19 protein-coding genes are annotated in these 24,196 nt (G+C 62.3%); 8 read left to right on the top strand and 11 right to left on the bottom strand.

The features are described 5' to 3' along the window. Positions 1-295: 295 nt before the first annotated feature. Positions 296-2,344 (bottom strand): ASKHA domain-containing protein, encoded by a 2,049-nt coding sequence (locus tag MGEO_RS18015; protein WP_085640968.1) that lies wholly within the window; start codon positions 2,342-2,344, stop codon positions 296-298. Between the two features lie 161 nt (positions 2,345-2,505). Between MGEO_RS18015 and MGEO_RS18010 the strand changes: the two genes are divergently transcribed. Then, a complete protein-coding gene (locus MGEO_RS18010) occupies positions 2,506-2,973 on the top strand; it encodes a DM13 domain-containing protein (RefSeq protein ID WP_085640966.1) in 468 nt (155 codons plus the stop codon). A 347-nt stretch (positions 2,974-3,320) separates the two neighbouring features. On the opposite strand, the gene MGEO_RS18005 is transcribed toward MGEO_RS18010, so the two are convergent. Next, positions 3,321-4,472 (bottom strand): CaiB/BaiF CoA transferase family protein, encoded by a 1,152-nt coding sequence (locus MGEO_RS18005; protein WP_085640964.1) that lies wholly within the window; start codon positions 4,470-4,472, stop codon positions 3,321-3,323. Between the two features lie 97 nt (positions 4,473-4,569). Then, positions 4,570-5,529 carry an agmatinase gene (locus MGEO_RS18000; protein WP_085640962.1) on the bottom strand — a complete coding sequence of 320 codons (960 nt, stop codon included), beginning with the start codon at positions 5,527-5,529 and terminating at the stop codon, positions 4,570-4,572. 137 nt (positions 5,530-5,666) lie between these two features. On the opposite strand from MGEO_RS18000, the gene guaB reads away from it, so the two are divergent. The 3 genes from guaB to MGEO_RS17985 all read left to right on the top strand — a co-directional run bounded on the left by guaB (position 5,667) and on the right by MGEO_RS17985 (position 10,701). Further along, complete coding sequence (gene guaB / locus MGEO_RS17995) at positions 5,667-7,115, top strand: IMP dehydrogenase (RefSeq protein ID WP_085640960.1); 1,449 nt, start codon at positions 5,667-5,669, stop codon at positions 7,113-7,115. Between the two features lie 18 nt (positions 7,116-7,133). Beyond that, a complete protein-coding gene (locus tag MGEO_RS17990; protein ID WP_085640958.1) occupies positions 7,134-8,291 on the top strand; it encodes an RsmB/NOP family class I SAM-dependent RNA methyltransferase in 1,158 nt (385 codons plus the stop codon). A gap of 88 nt (positions 8,292-8,379) precedes the next feature. Continuing rightward, positions 8,380-10,701 carry a hybrid sensor histidine kinase/response regulator gene (locus MGEO_RS17985; protein WP_085640956.1) on the top strand — a complete coding sequence of 774 codons (2,322 nt, stop codon included), beginning with the start codon at positions 8,380-8,382 and terminating at the stop codon, positions 10,699-10,701. A 14-nt stretch (positions 10,702-10,715) separates the two neighbouring features. Here the strand turns inward: MGEO_RS17985 and MGEO_RS17980 are convergent, their stop codons facing one another. Next, entirely contained in the window at positions 10,716-11,327 is a 612-nt protein-coding gene (locus MGEO_RS17980) for a gamma-glutamyl kinase (protein ID WP_085640976.1), read from the bottom strand. Between the two features lie 180 nt (positions 11,328-11,507). On the opposite strand from MGEO_RS17980, the gene recA reads away from it, so the two are divergent. The 3 genes from recA (at position 11,508) to MGEO_RS17965 (ending at position 15,753) form a co-directional block, all read left to right on the top strand. Beyond that, a complete protein-coding gene (gene recA, locus MGEO_RS17975) occupies positions 11,508-12,587 on the top strand; it encodes a recombinase RecA (protein WP_085640954.1) in 1,080 nt (359 codons plus the stop codon). 199 nt (positions 12,588-12,786) lie between these two features. Continuing rightward, positions 12,787-15,462: an alanine--tRNA ligase gene (gene alaS / locus MGEO_RS17970; protein ID WP_085640952.1), complete on the top strand. Its 2,676-nt coding sequence runs from the start codon at positions 12,787-12,789 to the stop codon at positions 15,460-15,462. A 3-nt stretch (positions 15,463-15,465) separates the two neighbouring features. Next, a complete protein-coding gene (locus tag MGEO_RS17965) occupies positions 15,466-15,753 on the top strand; it encodes a DUF1330 domain-containing protein (protein WP_085640950.1) in 288 nt (95 codons plus the stop codon). 31 nt (positions 15,754-15,784) lie between these two features. Here the strand turns inward: MGEO_RS17965 and MGEO_RS17960 are convergent, their stop codons facing one another. Further along, positions 15,785-16,477, bottom strand: a complete 693-nt coding sequence (locus MGEO_RS17960; protein ID WP_085640948.1) for a DUF6639 family protein — start codon at positions 16,475-16,477, stop codon at positions 15,785-15,787. Positions 16,478-16,515: 38 nt separating this feature from the next. Next, on the bottom strand, positions 16,516-18,336 hold the full coding sequence (typA, locus tag MGEO_RS17955) for a translational GTPase TypA (RefSeq protein WP_085640946.1): 1,821 nt from the start codon (positions 18,334-18,336) through the stop codon (positions 16,516-16,518). Positions 18,337-18,654: 318 nt separating this feature from the next. Between typA and MGEO_RS17950 the strand changes: the two genes are divergently transcribed. Beyond that, the gene (locus MGEO_RS17950; RefSeq protein WP_085640944.1) at positions 18,655-19,236 is read left to right on the top strand and encodes an outer membrane protein; all 582 of its coding nucleotides are present in this window, start codon (positions 18,655-18,657) and stop codon (positions 19,234-19,236) included. A 55-nt stretch (positions 19,237-19,291) separates the two neighbouring features. Here the strand turns inward: MGEO_RS17950 and MGEO_RS17945 are convergent, their stop codons facing one another. The 5 genes from MGEO_RS17945 to MGEO_RS17925 all read right to left on the bottom strand — a co-directional run bounded on the left by MGEO_RS17945 (position 19,292) and on the right by MGEO_RS17925 (position 24,168). Continuing rightward, positions 19,292-19,621, bottom strand: coding sequence for a DMT family transporter (locus MGEO_RS17945; RefSeq protein WP_085640942.1), 330 nt, complete (start codon positions 19,619-19,621; stop codon positions 19,292-19,294). 63 nt (positions 19,622-19,684) lie between these two features. After that, positions 19,685-21,220 carry a trimethylamine methyltransferase family protein gene (locus MGEO_RS17940; RefSeq protein WP_085640940.1) on the bottom strand — a complete coding sequence of 512 codons (1,536 nt, stop codon included), beginning with the start codon at positions 21,218-21,220 and terminating at the stop codon, positions 19,685-19,687. Positions 21,221-21,457: 237 nt separating this feature from the next. After that, complete coding sequence (locus tag MGEO_RS17935) at positions 21,458-22,078, bottom strand: YitT family protein (RefSeq protein ID WP_085640938.1); 621 nt, start codon at positions 22,076-22,078, stop codon at positions 21,458-21,460. Positions 22,079-22,123: 45 nt separating this feature from the next. Next, a complete protein-coding gene (locus tag MGEO_RS17930) occupies positions 22,124-22,948 on the bottom strand; it encodes a TPM domain-containing protein (protein WP_085640936.1) in 825 nt (274 codons plus the stop codon). A gap of 5 nt (positions 22,949-22,953) precedes the next feature. Further along, positions 22,954-24,168, bottom strand: coding sequence for an NADP-dependent isocitrate dehydrogenase (locus MGEO_RS17925; protein WP_085640934.1), 1,215 nt, complete (start codon positions 24,166-24,168; stop codon positions 22,954-22,956). Positions 24,169-24,196 lie beyond the last annotated feature (28 nt).

Raw genomic sequence — 24,196 nt, 5'->3', positions numbered from 1 at the left:
CCCTAGTGCTTTAAGTGAAAATCCGGGGTTATGCCAATATCGTACCCGCTTCCTTCTCCTCACCCGACCGCCATCACTCCCGTCCCCCTGCGTGTTGAACCCGACGACGGGCAGCGCCATCAACTTGCCCAGTTCCTGGAGTTGCTCAATAAGCCGTTTCAACCTTGGTGATCTGGCGCACGGTGCGTTCGATCTCACCAACGCCGTCGCGCCAGCGGCGGCGACGCGTCCGCCCGCCCCAAGGCGGGCGCGTTCGCGCCCACCCGGGCGGACGCTTGCACTGATCTTTTATGGATTACCCCCGCTTCCGTCGCCGCACCCGACCACCATCACTCCCGTCCCCCTGCGTGTTGAACCCGACGACGGGCAGCGTCACCACCTTGCCCAGTTCGGGGAACGGGTCAGTGGCGTGCGGGATGGCGTTGGCGGCGACGAAATGTTCCTGAAAGCGCGGTTCGATGGCGGTTTCGACCTTGGTGATCCGGCGAACGGTGCGTTCGATCTCGGCCCGCGCGGCCAGATTGCAGAGCGCGATTCGTGCCCCGGTGCCTGCGGCGTTGCCGGCGCTGCTCACCTTGTCCAAAGGCACGTCCGGGATCATCCCCAGCACCATCGCGTGTTTCGCGCTGATATGCGCCCCGAAGGCCCCTGCCAGCACCACGCGGTCCACCACGTCGACACCCATCTCGTCCATAAGAAGCCGCGCGCCCGCGTAGAGCGCGGATTTCGCAAGCTGGATCGCGCGGATGTCGCCTTGGGTGACGGTGATGCGCGGGCCGCCTTCGGCGGTTGCGTCGTGGATCAGGTAGGCGTTGGTGCGGCCTTCGGCAAAGCAGCGGTCGGTCCCGGTCTGCGTGGCCGATCCGATCAGGCCCGAGGGGTCGAGCAGACCCGCGATGCGAAGCTCGGCCACCGCCTCGATGATGCCAGAGCCGCAGATGCCGGTGATGCCGGTGGCGGCGGTCTCGTCCCAGAAGCCGTCCTCGTCCGACCATTTGTCACAGCCGATCACGCGGAAGCGTGGTTCCTTGGTGACGGGGTCGATGCGGATCGCCTCGATCGCGCCGGGAGCGGCGCGCTGGCCGGATGAGATCTGCGCGCCCTCGAAGGCCGGGCCGGTGGGCGAGGAACAGGCCAGAACGCGGGTGGTGTTGCCCAGCAGGATCTCGGCATTGGTGCCCACATCGACGATCAGCACGAGATCGTCGGATTTGCCCGGCTCCTCGGACAGTGCGACAGCGGCGGCGTCAGCCCCCACATGGCCCGCGATGCAGGGCAGAAGGTAGATCTGCGCGCTGGCGGGCAGGGCGGTGAGCTCCAGATCGCGGGCGGTCAGGTTGAGGTGGTTCGACGTGGCGAGCGCAAAGGGGGCCTGACCCAGTTCGACAGGGTCGATGCCGAGCAGCAGGTGGTGCATCACAGGGTTGCAGACAAACACGGTTTCCAGAATGAGGCTGGTGGCGATGCCCGCTTCCCTGGCAATCTCCTCGGCCAGCGTGTTGATCGCCTCGCGCACCGCGCGGGTCATTTCCATGTCGCCGCCCGGGTTCATCATGGCGTAACTAACGCGGCTCATCAGGTCTTCGCCAAAGCGGATCTGCGGGTTCATGATACCGGAGGAGGCCACAACCTCGCCGGTCTCGAGATTGGTCAGGTGCGCCGCGACCGTGGTGGAGCCAAGGTCGATGGCGAGGCCATAGAGGCCCGTTTCATGCAGCCCCGGCCATGCGGCGATGATCTGCGGTGTGGCGGATGCGTCGGTCCTGTGCAGCGCAACGGTGATGGCCCATTTGCCCTTGCGCAGAACGGGTTGCAACTGCGTCAGCACCGGAAAGGCGCAGGTGACCTGTTCGATCTCCCACTGGTCCCTGAGCGCACGCGCCACGCGTTCCAGATCGCCGGTGGGCGTGTGCATGTCGGGCTCGTCGACCTCGATGTAGTAAAGGCGGGTCGCGGGGTCCATTTCGATCACCCGCGCGCTGGCAGCCTTGCGCACAACCTGACGGTGGACCTGGCTTTCCGGCGGCACGTCGATCACGATGTCGCCCTGCACCTTGGCCTGACAGCCCAGACGGCGCCCCGGCTTCAGCCCGCGCTTTTCGTCATAGCGCGCCTCGACGGCGTTCCATTCGGACAGCGCGCCTTCCTTGGCGGTGACGCCGTGTTTGGAGAACTCGCCATAAGACGGCGTGATCTGACACTTGGAACAGATGCCGCGCCCGCCGCAGACCGAATCCAGATCGACACCCAATTGCCGCGCGGCGGTCAGCACCGGGGTGCCGACAGGAAACCGTCCGCGTTTGCCGGACGGGGTGAAGACAACGAGCGGGTCTTGATTTGCCATGGGATTCTCTCTGGTCGCAGTTGACCGGGACCATAGCGTTCCGCGCGGAGGGAAAAAGGTGATTTACGTCATAATCTTTATGCAGAGCGTCATGGGATGCAGCGTTGACCGGCTGGGACGCCCGGTGCAAGAGTGGCGGCGACTTTGTGGTGGAGTGCTCCATGCGTAACCTGTTCCGTCTGATCACCCATGGCGCGGCCTTTGCCGCGGGTTTGGCGCTTGGCATCTACATCCTGCCGATCCTCACCGCAGCCCCTGCGCCCGATGCGGCCATGCTCGAGGAAAAGGCATCGCGCGCGCTGTATTCGGTGGAGTTGACCCGAGAACTGCGCGGAAGCGATTTTCTGCATTGGGGAGAGGGCATGATCAGCGTCACACCTCAGGAAATCGTGCATGAGGGCAAGCTGGCACCGGGGCCGGATTACAAGCTCTACCTGACCAAGGAGTTTGTCGATCACGAAGACGCGTTCAAGCCGATCAAATCCGAGGCGGTGCTGATCGGGGACGTCAAATCCTTCTCAGGCTTCCTGCTTGAGGTCCCCGAAGGCGTTGACGTCGCAGAGTACACCACTGTGGTGGTCTGGTGTGAAGCCTTCGGCGAGTTCATCACCGCCGGGCAGTATAAATAACAGGCACGACGACCCCGCCACGCGGATGCGGGCAGGGTGTCGAACTCTGTACCTAGTGGAAGCGGCGCCGCCCCGTGGGCCTGACCGTTCTCTCATGCTGGCAAAGCCGTGGCTTCGGACCTGTACCCCGACTGATCGGGGCCTTCTGTGACCGGTCTCTCATGGTCGTCCCCGATTTGGGGCATCTGAGAGCGATGTCAGTTCTGGTGTCGCGGCATGGGAGTGACCCTTCCCGCTCAAAAGCTTTTGTGCCGGGGAAGGTGCGGCAGAGATGTTAATGCTTTCGAAACCGTGCGTTCGGTGCGGGAAAGGCCATTCGAATGGCCTTGAAGCCCGTTCCAATGGGCTTAGCCCTTGTCCTCAAGCCAGCGCAGGATTTCACCCCGATCACCGTCGAGATCCGGTGCGGCGGGGCGCACAGTCGGGTCGGCCATACCGCTGAGCTTGATCGGGTTGCCGGCCGCCTTGAAGGCCGGACGTCCGTTGCGGTCGAGCACATCCACCACCATGTTCCGCGCCAGAATCTGTGGGTCACGCAGCACTTGTTCGACGTTCTGGATCGGTCCGCTCGGGATCCCCGCCGCACCCAGTTTGGCAATCCAGTGCGACCGCGTCCTGTCGATGGTCACGGCCTCGATCAGACGTTTCAGCAGGCGGGCGTTCTCGACCCGGGCCGGGTTGGTGGCAAAGCGCGGGTCATCCGACAGCGGAAGGTCCAATGCCACGCAGAGCTTTTCGAACAATGCGTCATTTCCCGCCGCAATTACGAACAGCCCGTCCGAGGCGTGGAAGGTCTCAAACGGAGCAATCGACGGATGACGCGCGCCGGTTGGGGCAGGCGGGTTGCCCGTTACGGTGGTGATGGCGATGGCGTGTTCGAGGATCGCAAGCTGCGAGTCGAGCATCGACACGTCCACTTTCCGTCCTTTGCCGGTGCGCTCCCGGTCCATCAGCGCCGCAAGTACCCCCTGGCAGAGGAACATCCCCGCCACGATATCCCCGATGGACGCTCCGACACGCACCGGATCGCGGTCTTTTTCGCCGGTGATCGACATCACACCGCCGCGCGCCTGCACCACCATGTCATAGGCGGGGCGCTTGGCCTCGGGTCCGGTGTGGCCAAAGCCCGAGACCGCGCCGTAGATCAACCGGGGATACTCGGCGTGCAGTGTTTCCCAGCCATAGCCCATGCGCTCCATCACGCCGGGGCGGTAGTTTTCGAGGATCACATCGGCGCGCGCCAGCAGACGTGCGAAAATCGCGCGGTCCGCCTCGGATTTGAGGTCGAGCGCGATCGATTTCTTGCCGTGATTGATGGCGGCAAAATAGGCGGATTTGCCGTTTGCAAAGGGGGGGAAGGCGCGGGTGTCGTCGCCGGTGCCGGGACGTTCAACCTTGATCACGTCCGCGCCAAGGTCACACAGCGTCATGGAACAGAACGGTCCCGCCAGCACGTGCGTGAGATCAAGGATTGTGATGCCGGAAAGCGGTTTCGTCATGGGGAGCCTGTCGAGTCGGAGTTTTCCCTAGTGAAGGCATCCCCGCACCGAAGTGCAACAACACCATGTCCTTTCGGCGGAAACCCGGCAGGTCTCATCAGGTGCCGCGCAGGGATCGGGCATGGAAGATGAAGCCGAGCAGGTTCATGAGCACCTGTGCGGCCAGGATCGAGGTTGAACCTGTCGGGTCGTAATCCGGAGCTACTTCGACAAGGTCGATGCCGACGATCTCGTGCCGGTTGGCCACCTGCTGCAGCAGTTCCAGCACGTCGTAATAGAGGAACCCGCCATGGCTCGGCGTGCCGGTGCCCGGTGCAATCGACAGGCAGAAAGCGTCGATGTCGATGGTGATGTAGACGGGCGCGCCCTGGGGCAGGCGGTTCGCCACGCCTTCGGGGCCGAGCTTGCGGGCCTGCCGCACCGACAGAATGTCCGAGCCGCGGCCACGGGCGTCCTCATAGCCTTCCCGTGCAGTCGAACTGACATTGCGGATGCCCACTTGGGTCATGCCGCTGACCCACGCTTTTTCGGAGGCCCGGCGCATCGGGTTGCCGTGGCCGTTGCGCACGCCGTGACGTTCATCGACGAAATCCAGATGCGCGTCGATCTGAAGAATGTGGAACGGCTCTGCACCTTCAAACGCGTCGATGCAGGGAATGTTGATCGAATGGTCCCCACCGATCACGACAGGCAATGCACCGGCAGCGCGGATCGCTTCGACGCCTTTGCGGATATTGGCGTGGCTCTGCACCGTGTCCGTGTGCACGATGTCGGCATCGCCCAGATCGACAATGCGCGTGTCCGCCAGATAGGTCGCGTCGTCCTCGTGGTCATAGGCCCCGGCATGGCCAAAGCTGAAGAGCGTCGAGGCCTCGCGCACCCCACGCGGGCCGAACCGCGCGCCTGCGCGCCATTGGGTGCCCGCGTCGAAGGGCGCGCCAAGGATCGCCACATCGGCGTCGATGCTGGTCCAGTCCGCCATGTATGGGTTGCGGCCGAAGGTGCAGATGCCGGTGAAGGGCAGGTTCAGGCGTCCCGCCTCGTATCCATGTGCCATGGGTGTCGCTCCTCTTGCGTTGCCCGCAGACTGAGGCAGCGGCACGCAGCCGTAAAGAGCCGATTGGGGCTTTCCCCCAAGGGCAACCCGTGCAATAGGGACGTGCCTAACGATGCTGTCCGTGGAAAGGGATTCCGATGGAGATTCGCGAGGCTCTCACCTTTGATGATGTTCTGCTGGTGCCTGGGGCATCCGAAGTTCTGCCGGCGACGGCAGACACAAGGACGCGCGTGACGAAAACCATCGCGCTGAACATTCCGCTGCTCAGTTCTGCCATGGACACGGTCACCGAAGGCCGCATGGCGATCACCATGGCGCAGGCAGGCGGCATGGGCGTGATCCACAAGAACCTCAGCGTCGAACAGCAGGCGCGCGAGGTGCGACGGGTCAAACGCTTTGAATCCGGCATCGTCTACAGCCCGGTTACGCTGCGCGCCGATCAGACGCTGGCGGACGCCAAGGCCCTGATCGAACGATACAATTTCACCGGCTTCCCGGTGGTGGACGACGCGGGGCGCGTGGTTGGCATTGTCACCAACCGCGACATGCGGTTCGCCACGTCGGACGACACGCCGGTCAGCGTGATGATGACCTCGAAGGATCTCGCGATTCTGCGCGAACCGGCCGACCGGGACGAAGCGATCAGCCTGATGAAATCGCGCCGCATCGAAAAGCTGTTGGTGGTGGACGCCAATGACAAGCTCACCGGGCTGCTGACCCTCAAAGACACGCAGCAGGCGGTGTTGAACCCGACCGCGTGTAAGGACGATCTGGGCCGTCTGCGTGTCGCCGCTGCTACCTCGGTGGGTGATGCCGGGTTCGAGCGCACACAGGAGCTGGTCGCCGCCGGTGTGGATATCGTGGTGATCGACACCGCGCATGGTCACAGCCGGGGCGTGATCGAGGCCGTGACCCGCGCCAAGACCCTGTCGAACGAAGTGCAGGTGATCGCCGGCAACGTCGCCACCGCCGAGGCCACGCGCGCCCTGATCGATGCGGGCGCGGATGCGATCAAAGTGGGTATCGGCCCGGGCTCGATCTGCACCACCCGTATGGTGGCCGGTGTGGGTGTACCGCAGCTGACCGCGATCATGGATTGCGCCAGGGCGGCCGGTGACATCCCGGTGATTGCGGATGGCGGAATCAAGTTCTCGGGCGACTTCGCCAAGGCCATTGCGGCGGGGGCCTCCTGCGCGATGGTGGGCAGCATGATCGCCGGGACCGACGAGTCCCCCGGTGAGGTTATCCTCTATCAGGGCCGCAGCTTCAAAGCCTATCGCGGCATGGGCTCGATTGGCGCTATGGCGCGTGGCTCGGCCGACCGGTATTTCCAGAAAGACGCAGCCAACGACAAACTGGTGCCGGAAGGTATCGAAGGTCAGGTGCCCTACAAAGGTTCGGCCAGCGCAGTGCTGCACCAGCTTGTGGGCGGTCTCCGCGCCGCCATGGGCTATACCGGCTGCGCCACGATCGACGAGATGCGGAGAAACTGCCAGTTCGTCAAGATCACGGGAGCCGGGCTCAAGGAAAGCCATGTGCATGACGTGCAGATCACCCGCGAGTCGCCGAACTACCGGCTCTCCTGATCTGCCTGTGCTGATCGCATGACACCTGCCGCACGATGGGCTGCCGCCGCTGATATTCTCGACCAGATCGGGGCGGGGGAACCGGCTGAAAAAGCGCTGACCACCTGGGCGCGGAAGTCGCGGTTTGCCGGGTCCAAGGACCGTGCGGCGATCCGCGATCATGTGTTTGATATCCTGCGCTGCTGGCGCAGCACCGCCGCTTTGGGCGGTGGGGCGACTGGGCGCGCGCGGGTGCTGGGCCGGTTGCGGCAGATCGGTGAAGATCCGGAGACCGTTTTCACAGGTGACGGGTACGCGCTGGCCGCGTTGACCGACGCGGAGCGTGCGGCGGGAGATACCCCGGACGGCGCCGTTGCGATGGATCTTTCGGATTGGCTCTTTGATCTATTTAACAGAGATGTGCCTGGCGAACTTGATGCGATGGGTGAGGCGTTGCGTCACCGCGCGCCCGTGTTTCTGAGGGTCAATACACTCAGGGCGGACCGTTCCGCTGCGCAGAACGCGTTGGCCGCAGAGGGCATCGGGACCGTGCCGCACGCCCTATCGGAAACCGCGCTTGAGGTCACGGAAGGCGCACGCAGGATTGCTCAATCCGAGGCGTTTCGCTCGGGTCTGGTCGAGTTACAGGACCTGTCCAGTCAGGCAGTTGTCGACGCGATCCCGCTGGAGCCGGGAATGTCGGCGCTGGATTACTGCGCCGGTGGAGGCGGCAAGACGCTTGCGTTGGCAGCGCGGCTGAAAGGGCCGGTTGTGGCGCATGATGCCGACCCGAAACGCATGTCGGATCTGCCTGCACGGGCCGCGCGGGCCGGGGCGGATGTCACGCTGACACAAAAGCCTGTCGGTCCCTTTGATGTGGTTCTGTGCGATGTTCCCTGTTCCGGGAGCGGATCGTGGCGGCGCGCCCCGGAAGGGAAATGGACCCTGACGCTGGAGCGTCTTGACCGCCTGACGGAGATCCAGAAGGAGATCCTTGCGGAGGTCACGGGTCTGGTCGCAGAGGGCGGGGTGCTTGTATACGCGACGTGCTCTGTCCTGAGTCGCGAAAACGAGGATCAGGTGGAGGCCTTTCTGGCATCTCATCCCGATTGGACGTGCCAGCGACAGCAGCGCTTTGGCTTTGAAACGGGCGGGGACGGGTTTTTCGTCGCGATATTGACCCGCCGCGGGATGTGAAATACAACCTATACGTGTTTCCATCTTAAGTGTCGCTTAATCCTCTTGCGGTCATATGGCGGGAACCGACGTCCCGAGGACCTGCTTGATGGCCTTTTCAGACCGAGCTGCCACAACCCCGACCCGCCCTTTGTCTACAGGGGCGGTCCTGCTGGGGTTTGCCGCGCTGTGCGGTGTGCTGTGGTCCGTTGCCACGCATCCCGCCCTGCGCACCGGTTTCGGGGCCGCAGGGTTGGGCTTTGGCGGGCTCGCATTTGCGATGCTTCTGCTTCAGGGGATAAAACACCACGCTGGCCGAAAAGCATTTGATACCATGTCGTTGCTCGTCGAACATGATGTAGCCGCCTGTGTTCTTGCCAATCACGCAGGGGCGGTTCTGCGGGTAAACCGCGTGGCGGCAAAGACTTTAAGGGCGGGTGATGGGCAAAGCCTTGCGATGCTTGTGGGCCGTTATGTGGCCGATGCTTCCGGGTTGATTCACCGCGTTCAGTCCGCGGCACTGATCGATGGCATCGCGTCGGAAAAAGTTGTGCTGCCCGACAAGCACCTCCGGCTGTCAGCGCATCAGGTCGGTCCCGACGCGCTGATGTGGCGGTTGGAGGTTTTTGACGAAGACCGGTCGCCCGGAAGTGGCAAGGTTCAGTATCCGGCTCTGACCATGGGTCGGGGTGGCACGGTCCTTTGGATGAATCCGGCGGCGCGTGCGCTGGCCGGGGGGCGTATCCGGCAGATTGACGATCTGATCGAGGATATGCCGCTGCGACCCGGACAGGTTCATCACCTGCGATCCGACAGTCAACAGGAGTATACGCTCACCCTGCATGATGCCGGTCTGGGACGGGAAGAGGTGGTTCTGATACCCGCCGGGGCTGAAGGCTCCGGCGCGGGTGAGGATGCCGGGTTCGATGCCTTGCCGGTGCCGTTGCTCAAGGTCACGCCCGAGGGCGTGATCGCTCAGTCGAACCGAAGCGCGCGCGAGCTGCTTCATGCGACCCGCGACGAGGACCGCAATCTGTCGGACCTCATGGAAGGGCTTGGCCGTTCCATCCCCGACTGGCTGGCTGACGCGGCGACCGGAAAAGGCTTGGCGAGGTCTGAATTCCTGCGTCTGACGCGATCCGATCAGGAGGTGTTCGTTCAGGTCACGCTCACGCGCGTGGTCGAGAACGGGAAAACCTGTCTGGTTGCCGTGCTGAATGACGCAACCGAACTGAAAAGCCTTGAGGCGCAATTCGTCCAAAGCCAGAAAATGCAGGCGATCGGGCAGCTTGCCGGTGGTGTCGCGCATGATTTCAACAACCTGCTGACGGCAATATCCGGGCATTGTGACCTGCTTCTTCTCAGGCATGATCAGGGTGATCCGGAATATGCCGACCTGATCCAGATCCATCAGAACGCAAATCGTGCGGCGGGTCTGGTGGGGCAGCTTCTGGCCTTTTCGCGCAAACAGACTCTGCGCCCCGAGCGTCTTGATCTGCGGGATATCCTGTCGGATCTGACACATCTGCTGAACAGGCTTGTGGGTGAGAAAGTGGCGCTTGAGCTGCGCCAGAACCCCAATCTACCCTCGATCCGGGCCGACAAGCGGCAGTTGGAACAGGTGATCATGAACCTCGTGGTCAATGCCCGCGATGCCATGACGCGGGGCGGTACGATCCTGATCGAAACCGATGAACGGGTACTGGACAGAGGCATGAAGAACGGCCGGGCAAAGGTGCCCGCCGGGCGGTATGTGCTGGTGCGGGTCCAGGATGAGGGCAAAGGCATTCCCGCCGACAAGCTCGAAAAGGTGTTCGAGCCGTTCTACACCACAAAACGCACGGGCGAAGGCACGGGCCTCGGGCTGTCCACCGTTTACGGCATCGTCAAACAGACCGGCGGGTTCATCTTTTTGGACAGCACGGTGGGCAAGGGCAGCGTCTTTACCCTGATGTTCCCGGTTTGCGAAGAACCGGTGCCGCTGGTTGAGGCCCCGGTGAGCAAACCGAAGCCCGCAACCTCACGGATCGGTGGCGGAGTCGTTCTGCTGGTCGAGGATGAAGCACCGGTTCGGGCATTCGCGTCGCGCGCACTCGAACATCGCGGGTTCAAGGTCATCGAGGCAAGCAGCGCCGAACATGCGCTCGACCTGCTTCGGGACCACGACCTGAAGGTCGACGTCTTCGTGACCGATGTCGTGATGCCAGGCCTCGACGGGCCCAGCTGGGTGCGCAAGGCGCGTGCGGACCGCCCTGACGTACCGGTTGTCTTCATGTCAGGCTATGCCGAAGATGTTTTCAAATCCCAAGGCGCGCGCATCGAGGCGTCGGCGTTTCTCGCGAAACCGTTTTCCCTGAATGACCTGACCGCGATTGTCAGCCAGCAGCTCGAGTCCGGTGCGACGGTGCCGGAGCTGGTCGTCGAGGCCTAGATTCTGCGTGGTCTTCAGAGGTGCAGACCCCCAACGGGGATCGAATCCCACAGCGCAAAGTCGTCGGCGCGACGCCTGCGCACAAGGCTTTCGGTCTCCGGCGTTACGGAAAGATCCTGCCGCGGGGAGACATTCACCGAGGGGATGTCGGGCAGGGGACCAAGCCGGTCGGACAGAAACCGTTGGAGGCCGGGCTGATCCTCGTAGCGAAACAGATGCCGCACAGCCGTGCCGTTCGGACGCGGTTCCACGAATTTCGCCTGCGATCCCGTGTTGGCGAAGGCAGGCGGCGTCTCTGCGCAGGCGGCCGTCAGAAAAGCATCGAAACACATGCCCCGGGTCGAGGCAGGCCGCCCATCAAGCGCGGAGCGTTGACGGTAGCGGTACCAGCTTCCGAGCCAGCTCAGAGGTTCGCGGATAACGGCGACCAGATCCATCTGCTCTGCGCCCATTTTTTCAAACATGGGGCGAAAGAACCGGTTGTAACGATAGACCGGCGCATGTTTGAGCTCGGGCGGATCGCTCACCACCATCGACGCGCGCGGACCGAGCGCCTGACTGTAGGCATGGGTCCCGGTTTTCGGCACCGACAACAGCACCAGCCGTTCATTCCAGAATACCAACATGCCCATCACCCCGGTTTGTCCGCACGGCCATAAACCACTCCTTAACCAACCCGCGCAACACTGAGACTGAAATTAAAAGTTGAAATGTTCGCGTTTTGATCTCATAAGATGTGAGAACAAGAGGTGAACGAAAGCAGCAATTGCCGCCCTGCACCGGGTGTGGAATAAGGATCAAAAGCAATGGCAACGGCAGATCTTCTGACAATGGACAGCAAGCGCGACGCGAACAAACAGAAAGCCCTCGATTCGGCGTTGGCCCAGATCGAACGGCAGTTCGGCAAGGGTTCGATCATGAAACTCGGCGGCGAAAACGCCATCCGGGACATCGAGGCCACTTCGACCGGATCTCTTGGTCTCGACATCGCGCTGGGAATCGGTGGTCTGCCGAAAGGCCGGATCATCGAGATTTATGGTCCCGAAAGCTCGGGCAAAACGACGCTGACGCTGCATTGCGTGGCTGAGGAACAGAAAAAAGGTGGTGTCTGCGCCTTTGTGGACGCGGAACACGCGCTTGACCCGCAATATGCGAAGAAGCTGGGCGTCGATCTGGATGAACTGCTGATCTCTCAGCCCGATACCGGCGAACAGGCGCTGGAGATCACCGATACGCTGGTCCGGTCGGGGGCCGTGAACCTCGTGGTGGTCGACTCGGTCGCGGCACTGACGCCGAAATCCGAGCTTGAAGGCGACATGGGTGACAGCAGCGTCGGCGTGCAGGCCCGTTTGATGAGCCAGGCGATGCGCAAGCTGACCGGCTCGATCGCGCGCTCGAACTGCATGGTGATTTTCATCAACCAGATTCGCATGAAGATCGGTGTGATGTTCGGCAGTCCCGAAACCACCACCGGGGGCAATGCTCTCAAGTTCTACAGCTCGGTCCGTCTCGATATTCGCCGGATCGGTGCGATCAAGGACCGCGATGAGGTGGTTGGTAATGCCACGCGGGTGAAGGTGGTCAAGAACAAGGTCGCCCCGCCGTTCAAGCAGGTGGAATTCGACATCATGTATGGCGAAGGCATCTCCAAGACCGGGGAACTGATCGATCTTGGCGTGAAAGCAGGCGTCGTCGAAAAATCGGGCGCTTGGTATTCCTACGGCGATGAACGCATTGGCCAGGGCCGGGAAAATGCCAAGACCTTCCTGAAGGAAAACACCGGCATTGCGCTTGAGATCGAGGACAAGATCCGCGCCGCGCATGGCTTGGATTTCCATATGGACGACAGCGATGGCGGTGGCGACGACGTGGTGGACGATTCCTGATCCGGGACCGGGGTGGCCCACCTGACGAGGGTCCAGCCGCGCAACAAATGATGAAGGGCAGCCCATGGGCTGCCCTGATTGCATTTTGGGACGTCCTATCCTGTGGACAGCCCCTTGAGCAGGGGCTATTTCAAGCCGAACCGAAAACGCCCGCCGCAGGTCCGCCTGTGACAGAACAGCTGCAACGTCAGGTCCATACATGCCCACGCTGAACGATATTCGCTCCACCTTTCTGAATTACTTCGAAAAACAGGGCCACGAGGTAGTTGCCTCGAGCCCGCTTGTGCCGCGCAATGACCCGACGCTGATGTTCGCCAACTCGGGTATGGTGCAGTTCAAGAACCTGTTCACCGGGCTTGAACACCGCGACTACAAGCGCGCGACGACAGCGCAGAAATGTGTGCGCGCGGGCGGCAAGCACAACGACCTCGACAATGTCGGCTACACGGCGCGGCACCACACGTTCTTCGAAATGCTGGGGAATTTCAGCTTTGGCGACTACTTCAAGGAAGAGGCGATCCCCTTTGCCTGGGAACTGATCACCAAGCATTTCGAACTGTCGCCTGACCGGCTGTATGTCACGATCTACCACACCGATGACGAGGCATTCGAAATCTGGAAGAAGGTCGGTGTGCCGGAAAGCCGGATCATCCGCATCGCCACATCGGACAATTTCTGGCAGATGGGCCCGACCGGCCCCTGCGGCCCCTGCACTGAGATCTTCTATGATCACGGCGATCATATCTGGGGCGGCCCTCCGGGAAGCCCGGAAGAAGACGGCGACCGGTTCATCGAGATCTGGAACATCGTTTTCATGCAGAACGAGCAGTTCGAAGATGGCTCGATGAAAGGGCTCGACATGCAGTCGATCGACACCGGCATGGGGCTGGAGCGGATCGGAGCGCTGCTTCAGGGCAGCCATGACAACTACGACACCGATACGATGCGGGCGCTGATCGAAGCGTCGGCGGATGTGTCTTCGACCGATCCCGACGGTCCGGGCAAGACGCATCACCGGGTGATCGCGGATCACCTGCGCTCGACCTCGTTCCTGATTGCGGATGGGGTGATGCCGTCGAATGACGGGCGCGGCTATGTGCTGCGCCGGATCATGCGGCGGGCGATGCGTCATGCGCATCTGCTTGGCGCGAAGGATCCGATGATGCACCGACTTGTGCCCGCGCTGGTGCGCCAGATGGGGGCGGCCTATCCGGAACTCCCGCGGGCGCAGGCGCTGATCGAGGAAACGCTGCGGCTTGAGGAAACACGGTTCAAGCAGACGCTGGACCGGGGTCTGAAACTGTTGGACGACGAGCTTTCGGGGCTGTCGGATGACGCGCCTCTGCCAGGCGAAGCCGCGTTCAAGCTCTACGACACCTACGGATTCCCGCTCGATCTGACACAGGACGCGCTGCGCGAAAAGGGGCGGACGGTCGATACCGATGGGTTTGATGCCGCGATGGCGGAACAGAAGGCCAAGGCCCGCGCGGCGTGGTCCGGCACGGGTGAAGCGGCGGATGCCGCGGTCTGGTTCGATCTTGCCGAAACCCACGGCGCGACGGACTTTCTTGGCTATGACACCGAAGCCGCTGAAGGGCAGATGGTGGCTCTGGTCAAGGACGGGGCCGTGGTCGATGCACTTGCCGAAGGGGACAGTGGTTGGATCATTCTGAACCAGACCCCGTTCTATGGCGAAGCCGGCGGTCAGGTCGGGGACACCGGCTGGCTGCGCCGTCTGGAGAACGAAGACGATCAGGCCGAAGTGACCGATACGCAGCGCATGGGGGGCGGCAAGGTGTTTGCCCATCACGTCACGGTCAAGAGCGGTACCTTCAAGAAAGGCGAAGCGGTCCAGCTCGAGGTTGACCACAAACGCCGCACGGCGATCCGCGCCAACCATTCGGCCACGCACCTTCTGCACGAGGCGCTGCGCCGGGCGCTTGGCGATCACGTTGCGCAGCGGGGCTCGCTCAACGCGCCGGACCGGCTGCGGTTTGACTTCAGCCATGGCAAGGCGCTGACGCTTGACGAGCTGCGGAAGGTCGAGGCCGAGGTCAACGACTACATCCGCCAGAACGCGCCGGTCGAAACCCGTATCATGACGCCGGATGATGCCCGCGCCATCGGGGCGCAGGCGCTGTTCGGCGAGAAATACGGCGATGAAGTGCGCGTCGTGTCGATGGGGACGCAGTCGGGTTCGGGCAAGGGCAGCAATGGTAACACCTATTCGCTGGAACTCTGCGGCGGCACGCATGTACGGCGCACAGGCGATATCGGAGTGTTCGTGACACTGGGCGACAGCGCATCAAGCGCGGGTGTGCGCCGGATCGAGGCGCTGACCGGGGCGGATGCGTTCCGCTACTTGTCCGAGCAGGATCATCGACTGGCTGAAGTGGCGCTGGAGCTGAAGGCGCAGGCAATGGATGTGCCGGCACGGGTGCGGGCGCTGCTGGACGAGCGCAAGGCGCTGTCCAATGAAGTGGCGCAGCTGCGGCGCGAGCTGGCGATGGCCGGAGGCGCCGGGCAGGGCGGCGGAGCCGAGGCGCGCGAGGTGAACGGTGTGAAGTTCATGGCGCAGGTTCTTTCGGGCGTATCGGGCAAGGACCTGCCGCCGCTGATCGACGAACACAAGTCGCGGATCGGGTCGGGTGCGGTGCTCCTGATCGCAGATACCGGGGGCAAGGCGGCTGTTGCGGCTGGCGTGACCCAGGATCTGACGGACCGGATTTCCGCCGTTGATCTGGTCAAGGCCGCCGTGCCAGAATTGGGTGGCAAGGGCGGTGGTGGCCGTCCGGACATGGCGCAGGGCGGCGGTGCATCGGCCGAGAACGCCGAGGCTGCAATCAAGGCCGCTGAAGCCGTTTTGGGAGGATAAACCATGCCTGCACTCTGGATTGCCCATGTCACGGTGACGGACCCCGAGGCCTATGCGAAATATGCCGAACTTGCCGGACCGGCGATTGCGAAACACGGCGGGCATTTCATTGCGCGCGGTGGCCGGTATGTCCAGCTTGAGGGTCAGGAGCGCCCGCGCAATGTCGTGGCTAAATTCCCGTCGGTCGAAGATGCTGAGGCCTGCTACAACAGCCCTGAGTATCAAAAGGCTCTGAATCATGCGCGCGACGCGTCCGAGCGGGAATTGCTGATCGTCGAAACGAGCGAATAATCCAGCCAGGGTCAGGCAGAAGCGTGGCCCGTCAGGGGTGGAACCTGTCAAAGATCAGGGAGCCGTCCTGGATGCGGCGCAGCTGCAGGCAGGGGTCACCGCGCCCGGTGACGTGTCGCCAAACCTTGTCGACGAAAAGATCGGGCGCCATGTAGAGCAGAAAGGCGTTGATCTCGTCATGTTTGACGGGATCCGCCGGCAGCGCAGAGGCCGCAGACGCGGATGCCATGACGGTTTCGCGTTCGTCCTCGGTCAAATCGAGAAGCTGAACCGTGTAGGCGAAATATTCACTGGTCGCCACACAGCTGGCGAGTGGGCACGGCGTGAGATCAACAGCGGCATGTGCGATTTCGTGGACGATCACGCTTTCGAACAGGCGCTCGGACGTCAGAGGATTGAACAGGCCGATATCGCTGCGTTTTGTGTCGATGACGTCGGGGGCGATGACCTCGATGCGGGCTTCGCCGCAGTGAAACAGCCCAAGGCAGGATTGGTCTGAAAGATCCGACACAAAGATGTCGATGGCGGTGGGCGGCGTCAGCGCGCATTGATCGAAAACCGTCAGGGCGCGGTCTGCGGCAGCGCACATCAGGGGCAGATGGTTCTGTTGGGAGCTGTGTGCAGTCACCACGCCGTTTTCGCAAAGCTGCGTTTCGGCGTGGGCTGTCGAGACTGCGGCCACCGCAGAGGCGAGGCCGAAAAGGCGAAAGGCGCGCAGGAACATGCCGTCAGACTAGGGCCCGCGCGCCGATTTGAACAGTGTCAGCTGGTTTTCGACATCCGCTTACGCTCATGCGGGTCCAGGTAGCGCTTGCGCAGCCGGATTGCGTTGGGCGTGACTTCGACCAGTTCATCGTCATTGATATAGGCGATGGCCTCTTCGAGGCTGAACTGCACATGCGGGGTCAGGCGCACAGCTTCGTCCGACCCCGAGGCGCGGACGTTGGTGAGCTTCTTGCCCTTGAGCGGGTTCACCTCAAGATCATTGTCGCGGCTGTGTTCGCCGATGATCATGCCGGTGTAGACCTGCGCCTGAGGACCGACGAACATGCGCCCACGCTCTTCGAGGTTCCACAGGGCGTAGGCCACGGCCTCACCGTTTTCCATCGAGATCAGAACGCCCGCCCGGCGACCCGGAATCGCTCCTTTGTGCGGGGTCCAGCCGTGGAACACGCGGTTGAGAACACCGGTGCCGCGTGTGTCGGTCAGGAATTCACCGTGATAGCCGATCAGGCCGCGCGACGGGACATGGGCGATGATGCGGGTCTTGCCGGCACCGGCAGGGCGCATTTCGACCAGTTCACCCTTGCGCGTGCCGGTCAGCTTTTCGATCACTGCGCCGGAATAGTCGTCATCCACGTCGATCGTGGCTTCTTCGACCGGTTCCAGAAGCTGGCCATTCTCGTCTTCCTTCATAATCACCTGCGGGCGCGAGATCGACAGTTCGAACCCTTCGCGACGCATGTTTTCAATGAGAACGCCCATCTGAAGTTCGCCACGGCCCGAAACCTCGAAGGCTTCGCCGCCCGGGGTGTCCTTGACCTTGATCGCGACGTTGGATTCCGCCTCTTTCAGCAGACGTTCGCGGATCACGCGTGATTGCACCTTCTTGCCGTCGCGGCCCGCCAGTGGACTGTCGTTGATGCCGAAGGTGACGGTGATGGTGGGCGGATCGATCGGCTGAGCCTCAAGCGGCTCATCCACGGCCAGCGCGCAAATCGTGTCGGCCACAGTAGCCTTGGACATGCCCGCGATGCTGACGATGTCACCCGCCAGTGCCTCGTCAATGTCCTGCATTCCGAGACCCCGGAACGCCTGGATCTTGGTGACACGGAACTGTTCGATCTTCTGGCCCACGCGGCTGAGCGCCTGCACGGTGGCACCCACCTTGAGGCGGCCGGTTTCCACACGGCCCGTCAGGATGCGGCCCACAAACGGGTCGGAGCCGAGCGTGGTGGCCAGCATGCGGAAGTCTTCGTTCTGATGCTTGATCTGCTTGGGGGCAGGCACGTGATCGACGATCAGTTTGAACAGCGCGTCGAGGTTCTTGCGCGGCCCGTCAAGCGACATGTCGGCCCAGCCGGACCGGCCAGACGCGTACATGTGGGGGAAGTCCAATTGGTCTTCGTTCGCGTCGAGGTTCGCGAAAAGGTCAAAGCATTCGTCCAGCGCACGGTCGGGCTCGGCGTCGGGCTTGTCGACCTTGTTCAGAACGACAATCGGGCGCAGGCCAAGCGCCAGCGCCTTGGAGGTCACAAATTTGGTCTGCGGCATCGGGCCTTCGGCCGCGTCCACCAGCAGAACAACCCCGTCGACCATCGACAGGATGCGCTCCACCTCGCCGCCGAAATCGGCGTGGCCGGGGGTGTCGACGATGTTGATGCGTGTGCCTTTCCATTCGACCGAGGTGGCCTTGGCCAGAATGGTGATGCCGCGTTCGCGTTCGAGGTCGTTGCTGTCCATCGCGCGTTCGGCGACGGCCTGGTTCGCGCGGAAGGCACCGGATTGTTTCAGCAGTTCGTCAACCAGCGTCGTCTTGCCGTGGTCAACGTGGGCGATGATCGCAATGTTGCGAAGGTCCATGAATCTTGGTCTCGTACAGGGAAGAGTTGGGCGGGGGTTACAAGGGACCGCCGGAGAAGGCCAGCAAAAAAGGCCGATGAGATAAGTGTTGCCGGGATGGCACCAAAGGTGCCTCACAACAGCGTGACAGGGAACCGGCAATAAAGCACTGACGGAGGGGCCGGATTGGGCGGCCTTTGGCCGGATTTCGGGGGCTTTTCAGAATGTGCTGCCCCGCTGCTTGAAACAGGATCAGGAGTTCCGACGTTGGCACAACAGCGCGGCAGGCGAGATGCGCACTGCCGCCGTGAAATGAGGCAAACCGAGAAAGGAACTCTCATGAAACATATTCTGCTTGGAACAGCCCTTGTGGCCACGGCAGCGACCTCGACCTATGCAGGCAGCGCCGATCTGGCTCCGGTGGAGCCGATGATCGTGGAGCCGGTCACCGTGGCCCCGACCCAGATGGGCGGCGACTGGACCGGTGCCTATGGCGGCCTGAGCTTCGGCAACCTCTCTGCCGACGCCGATGATCTGGACGACAGCGAAGGCGTCTATGGCGTTTACGGTGGGTATGACTACGATTTCGGCCAGTTCGTCGTTGGTGGTGAACTCGATTACCAGACCGGCGAGGATATCCAGCTGGGCGGCATCGAGGTGGATGACGTGCTGCGTGCGAAGGTGCGCGGTGGCTACGACCTTGGCCGGACACTGGTTTACGGCACCGTGGGTGCGGCACAGCTGAACACCAATATCGGTGACGACACCGGGTTCGTTGGCGGTCTGGGTGTCGAATACAAAGTCACCGAGCAGATCACTGTGGGTGGCGAATACCTTGCTCACCGCTTTGACGATTTCGACGGAACCGGCGTCGATGTCGAAGCGGACACGGTGTCGATCCGGGGCAGCTTCCGCTTCTGATCCCACGCGCTCGTAAGGCATGGAAACGCGCATCGGCCCGTCCGGTGCGCGTTTTTCAGTGGGTGGCGGTGTTTGAGAAGAGGTTGATGACCAAAATCCCCGCCATGATCAGCGCGATCCCGAGGATCGCGGGCCAGTCGAGCCGCTGGCCGAACACCGCAAAGCCGATGATCGCGATAAAGACGATGCCCATCCCGGACCACATGGCATAGGCGATGCCTACCGGAAAGGTCTTGAGAGCGACGGCCAGCAGGTAAAACGCGGCACCATAGGCGATCACGACGATGACCGAGGGCAGGGGGCGGCTGAACTGCTGGCTGGCCTGCAACGCTGTGGTGCCAATGGTTTCGGCCAGCACGGCCAGCATGAGGATGAAATAGGGCATGGAACGACTCCGGACCTGGCCCATTCAGCGCGGGGGGACCAGCCCCCGCGCCATGGGGCTGGATCAATTCAGGTGGATGTTGAACCGGTTTCGGATCGCGACGTCGGTGACCGGATCGAAACGCGCACGCGACGGTTTTGAGAGAATTCTCTCTTTCCGTTCCGTGGCCTTTTCAACAAGGATCGGCCGACCCTGTTCGACCCATTCCTTGGGCGAGGCGCGGTTGCCCAGCACCGGGTAGACATAGTCGCGCTGCATCCGGTTCAGCGTGTCGTCGCTGCCGAGGTAATGACCCGGACCGCCAAGGCAGGTGGCGCGCATGACCTCGAGGCTCAGGTCGTCCTCGGTCACTTCGATCCCTCGCACGCAACGCAGCGCCTGTCCGATCAGGTCGTCGCCGAGGATCAGACTTTCATGGCAGAACCCCAGCAGCGAGGCGTGCATCCCGGCGGCTTCGTAGACCATGTTGAGGCCCGAGAGCCCTGCCATGACGTTCGAGCACATCTGCTCCCATCCAGCCTGCATGTCGGGCAGCTTGGCATCCGCGATACCCGCCGCTGCGCCGCCGCAGAGGCCGTAGTAGCGGTGCATCTGTGCGCAACCTGCCGTGAGAAGCGCCTGTTCACCCGACCCGCCCGACATTGCGCCCGTTCGAAGGTCGGACACAAAGGGCCATGTGCCGAATATCGTTGGATGCCCCGGCGCCATGGCGTTCACATAGACCACCCCCGCAAGACATTCCGCGACGGCCTGGACGATGGCACCAGCGATCGACGCTGGGGCAGTGGCCCCGGCCTGACCGGCGCTGAGGAGCAGCACCGGCATTCCGCCCCGGATGCAGGCTTCCATCACCTCGCAGGCTTCGGTGGCGAATTTCATCGGGGGTACGACAAAGCAGTTCGAGTTCGACACGAAGGGCCGCGCGCGCCACGCCTCTTCGCCGCCTGCAATCAGGTGGAGCAATTCAAAAGCATCCGGCACGAAGGACGGTTCGGTGAAAGAGGTGCCGACATGTTTCAGCGTCCCGGAACAGCAGGCGTAGATGGTGTTTAGGTCCATCTCTCTGTTGTCGGGAATGTCGCGGGCGACCATGGGGCGTTGCAGGAAATGGATGTTGTCCAACTGATCCGCGATGCGCGCGGCGTCGTGCAGATCCTGTACCGTGCTTTCGCGGTAGTGTCCGGTGTCCACATCCACCATGTGTACCGCGGCGCCTGCGGTGCCGTAATGCACTCGGGTGCCGGACAGGTCGAGGTCATGGAGCGGGTCACGGCCACACAGAGTCACGGTGCGGTTGGCCTTGGCGAGCATGTCTTCGACGAGCGCACGCGGGAATCGGATACGGCCATCGTCGCCAAGGATCGCCCCGGCCTCTGTCATGATCCTGATGCCAGAGGCAGGAGCGTCGGAGAGACCGATTTCCTCGAGCGCCCGAAGGGCGGCGTTGTGGATGCGGTCGAGGTCCGAAGCGGTCAGCGGCTCATAACGTCCTCCGGTCATGCCGGGGCGGATGGGACGCAGATTTTCGGCAAGCGGGTTGGCGCGGGCCTGACGGCGGGCGGCACGGCCTCCGGCGCGGCGGGGGGACGTATCGGTCATGTGAGGTCTTTCAAAACGTGGATCGGGCAGGGCGAGGGCGTTTGGCCTCTCAGGGTCTGCCACGCGCAGCACGGCCCCGGCGCGCACCGATGGTGCGTATCACCAAGGAAAGGGCGGACCGGTCACCGCGCATCTGCGTCTCCGATTGAGTTATGCAAATGCTGGGGTGTCGCGGTGCGACATTCTGTGCCATTCGCGACAGAATGTCGTTTTTGACCGATTAATGGGCAGAACGCCTCAGGATCGGGCGACGTACCTGTCGCGACGATGGTTTACCGTGATGATCAGGTTCAGGATCACAGCGCCCAGCAGGGACCAGATCACCACCTCAAAGGGAATCAGAAACACCGCCAGACCAAAAACAAACAGGTCGAAAAGCAGTTGCGTGTTCCCGGCCGCGAAACCGCGCGTGTCCTGAAGCCACAGCGCGACGATGCCGACGCCGCCCAGCGTGGCACCATGGCGAAAGAGAACGATCAGGCCGACACCGGCTAGGATTCCGCCAAGAACAGCGCCAAGGGCGGGGTGCAGGGTTTCGATCCGCAGAACCGCTGGCAGCACTTCCGATATCACCGACATGACCGTGACCGCCCCGAAGGTCTTGAGCGTGAAGATCCAGCCAAGCTGCCGGATGGCCAACAGGTAGAACGGCAGATTGAGGAGGAAAAAGATTGCGCCGAAGGACCACGGCGTGACGTAACTGCCGAGAAGCGACAGGCCTGCGATTTGCCCGGTCAACAGGTTTGATGCCGTCAGAAACTGCACCGCGAGTGCAACAAGCGTTGCACCGACAAGGATGCCTTGTGCGTCTTCGAAAAGTGTGTGCCGGTCGGCGGGTGGTTTGCTCAGCAGAAACATAGGTCAGGAATTATGACATATCCTGGCCTTGTCAACCCGGTGGTTTCACCAGCGTCCGGTTGCCCCACCTCCACCGGAGCGTCCGCCGCTGAAACTGCCTGACGACGAAGACCGCGTGCGCGGGATCGTATAGGTCCGCTGATCGCGATAGCTGCACTGGGAGCAGCGGGTGAGAACCTCGCCATTGCCTTCGGAGTTGCGGCTGGCCTTGCGCAGCACCTTGCGCTTTCGATTGAGCGTCCGATGTCCGCAATTCGGGCAGCGGCGGAAGCGGGTGGTCCAGTCGCCGATCGTCTGTCGGGCCATCAGCAGGAGCGAGCCGAAAATGGCGGTGAAGACGATCCATCCCATTGGAGGTTCCGATGAGGCGGGCGCCTCCTGCCCACCCGAAAACGGCAGCGCGATGGAGGCGATCAGATCTTCGACACCGGTGGAAATTCCACTGGCATAGTCGCCTGACTCGAAGCCGGGCAGGAACGAGCGATTGATCACCTCGGCCGTAGTCCTGTCCCAGTCGCGCCCATAGCCTGCGCCCAGTTCAATCCGCATGGCCCGGTCTTCGGACAGGATCAGAACGAGGATGCCATCGTTGCGCGAGGCATCGCCAATTCCCCAATGATTGAACAGTCCCGTTGCAAAGGTTTCGATGCTGTCGTCAGGGGCGTAGGGTGTCTGTGAAAGCAGGGTCAGAACGGCCAACTCAACCCCGGTGTCGCGGCGCAGACCTGCCAGACGTGCATCGAGCGCGGTTTCTTCCTCGTCGCTCAGAAGATCGGCCTGATCGGTGATCGTGGTCCGCTCGTAGTCCGGGTATGTCTGAGCCCAGAGCGGCGCAGCAAGGACCGTCAGAAGGATCAGACACCACCGCATCGTTCTTACCCCGTCAAAGCCGCGTTCAACCGTTCATCCAGCTTTTCCAGAAAGCCCATCGTGGTCAACCAGCTTTGCTCGGGCCCGACCAGAAGGGCGAGATCCTTGGTCATGTACCCGGCCTCTACCGTTTCCACGACCACCCGCTCCAGCGTTTCGGCAAAGGCGCGCAGGCTGATGTTTTCGTCCAGCTTCGCACGGTGCTTGAGCGCGCCGGTCCAAGCGTAGATGGATGCGATGGAGTTGGTCGAGGTCTGCTCTCCGGCCTGATGCTGGCGGTAATGGCGGGTGACGGTGCCATGTGCCGCCTCGGCCTCGACGATCTTGCCATCGGGGGTCATCAGGACGGACGACATCATGCCTAGTGACCCGAACCCCTGCGCCACGGAGTCGGACTGCACGTCGCCGTCGTAGTTCTTGCAGGCCCAGACAAAGCCTCCTGACCATTTCAGCGCGGAGGCCACCATGTCGTCGATCAGGCGGTGCTGGTATTCGATGCCTTTGGCATCGAACGCGTCTTTGAATTCAGCCTCGAAGATTTCCGCGAAGATTTCGATGAAGCGGCCATCGTATTGTTTCAGAATGGTATTCTTGGTGGACAGGTAGACCGGCCAGCCAAGGTTCAGACCGTAATTGAACGACGCGCGGGCGAAATCGCGGATCGAGGCGTCGAGGTTGTACATCGACATGAACACGCCTGCCGATGGCGCGTCATAGACCTCGCGTTCGATCACGGTGCCGTCTTCTCCGACGAACTTCATCGACAGTTTGCCCGCGCCGGGGAATTTGAAATCCGTGGCTTTATACTGATCGCCAAACGCGTGGCGGCCCACGACGATGGGCTTTGTCCATCCCGGTACAAGGCGCGGCACGTTGCGGCAGATGATCGGCTGGCGGAAGATCACGCCACCCAGAATGTTGCGGATCGTGCCGTTCGGGCTGCGCCACATCTGCTTGAGGCCAAACTCTTCGACGCGCGCTTCATCCGGCGTGATGGTCGCGCATTTGACGGCAACGCCGACTTCTTTGGTCTTTTCGGCGGCGTCGACGGTAATCTGATCGTTGGTGCGGTCGCGTTCCTCGATGCCGAGATCGTAATAAAGAAGGTCAATGTCGAGGTAGGGCAGGATCAGCTTTTGCTTGATGAAATCCCACATGATGCGGGTCATTTCATCGCCGTCCATTTCAACGATGGGGTTATCGACCTTGATTTTCGTCATGGGGCGCGTCCTTTCCGCAGTCTTGGTT

The sequence above is a fragment of the Marivita geojedonensis genome (assembly GCF_002115805.1).
Classification (GTDB): Bacteria; Pseudomonadota; Alphaproteobacteria; order Rhodobacterales; family Rhodobacteraceae; genus Marivita; species Marivita geojedonensis.
Note: the sequence above shows the minus strand (reverse complement) of the source record. Positions and strands in the feature narration are given on the sequence as shown.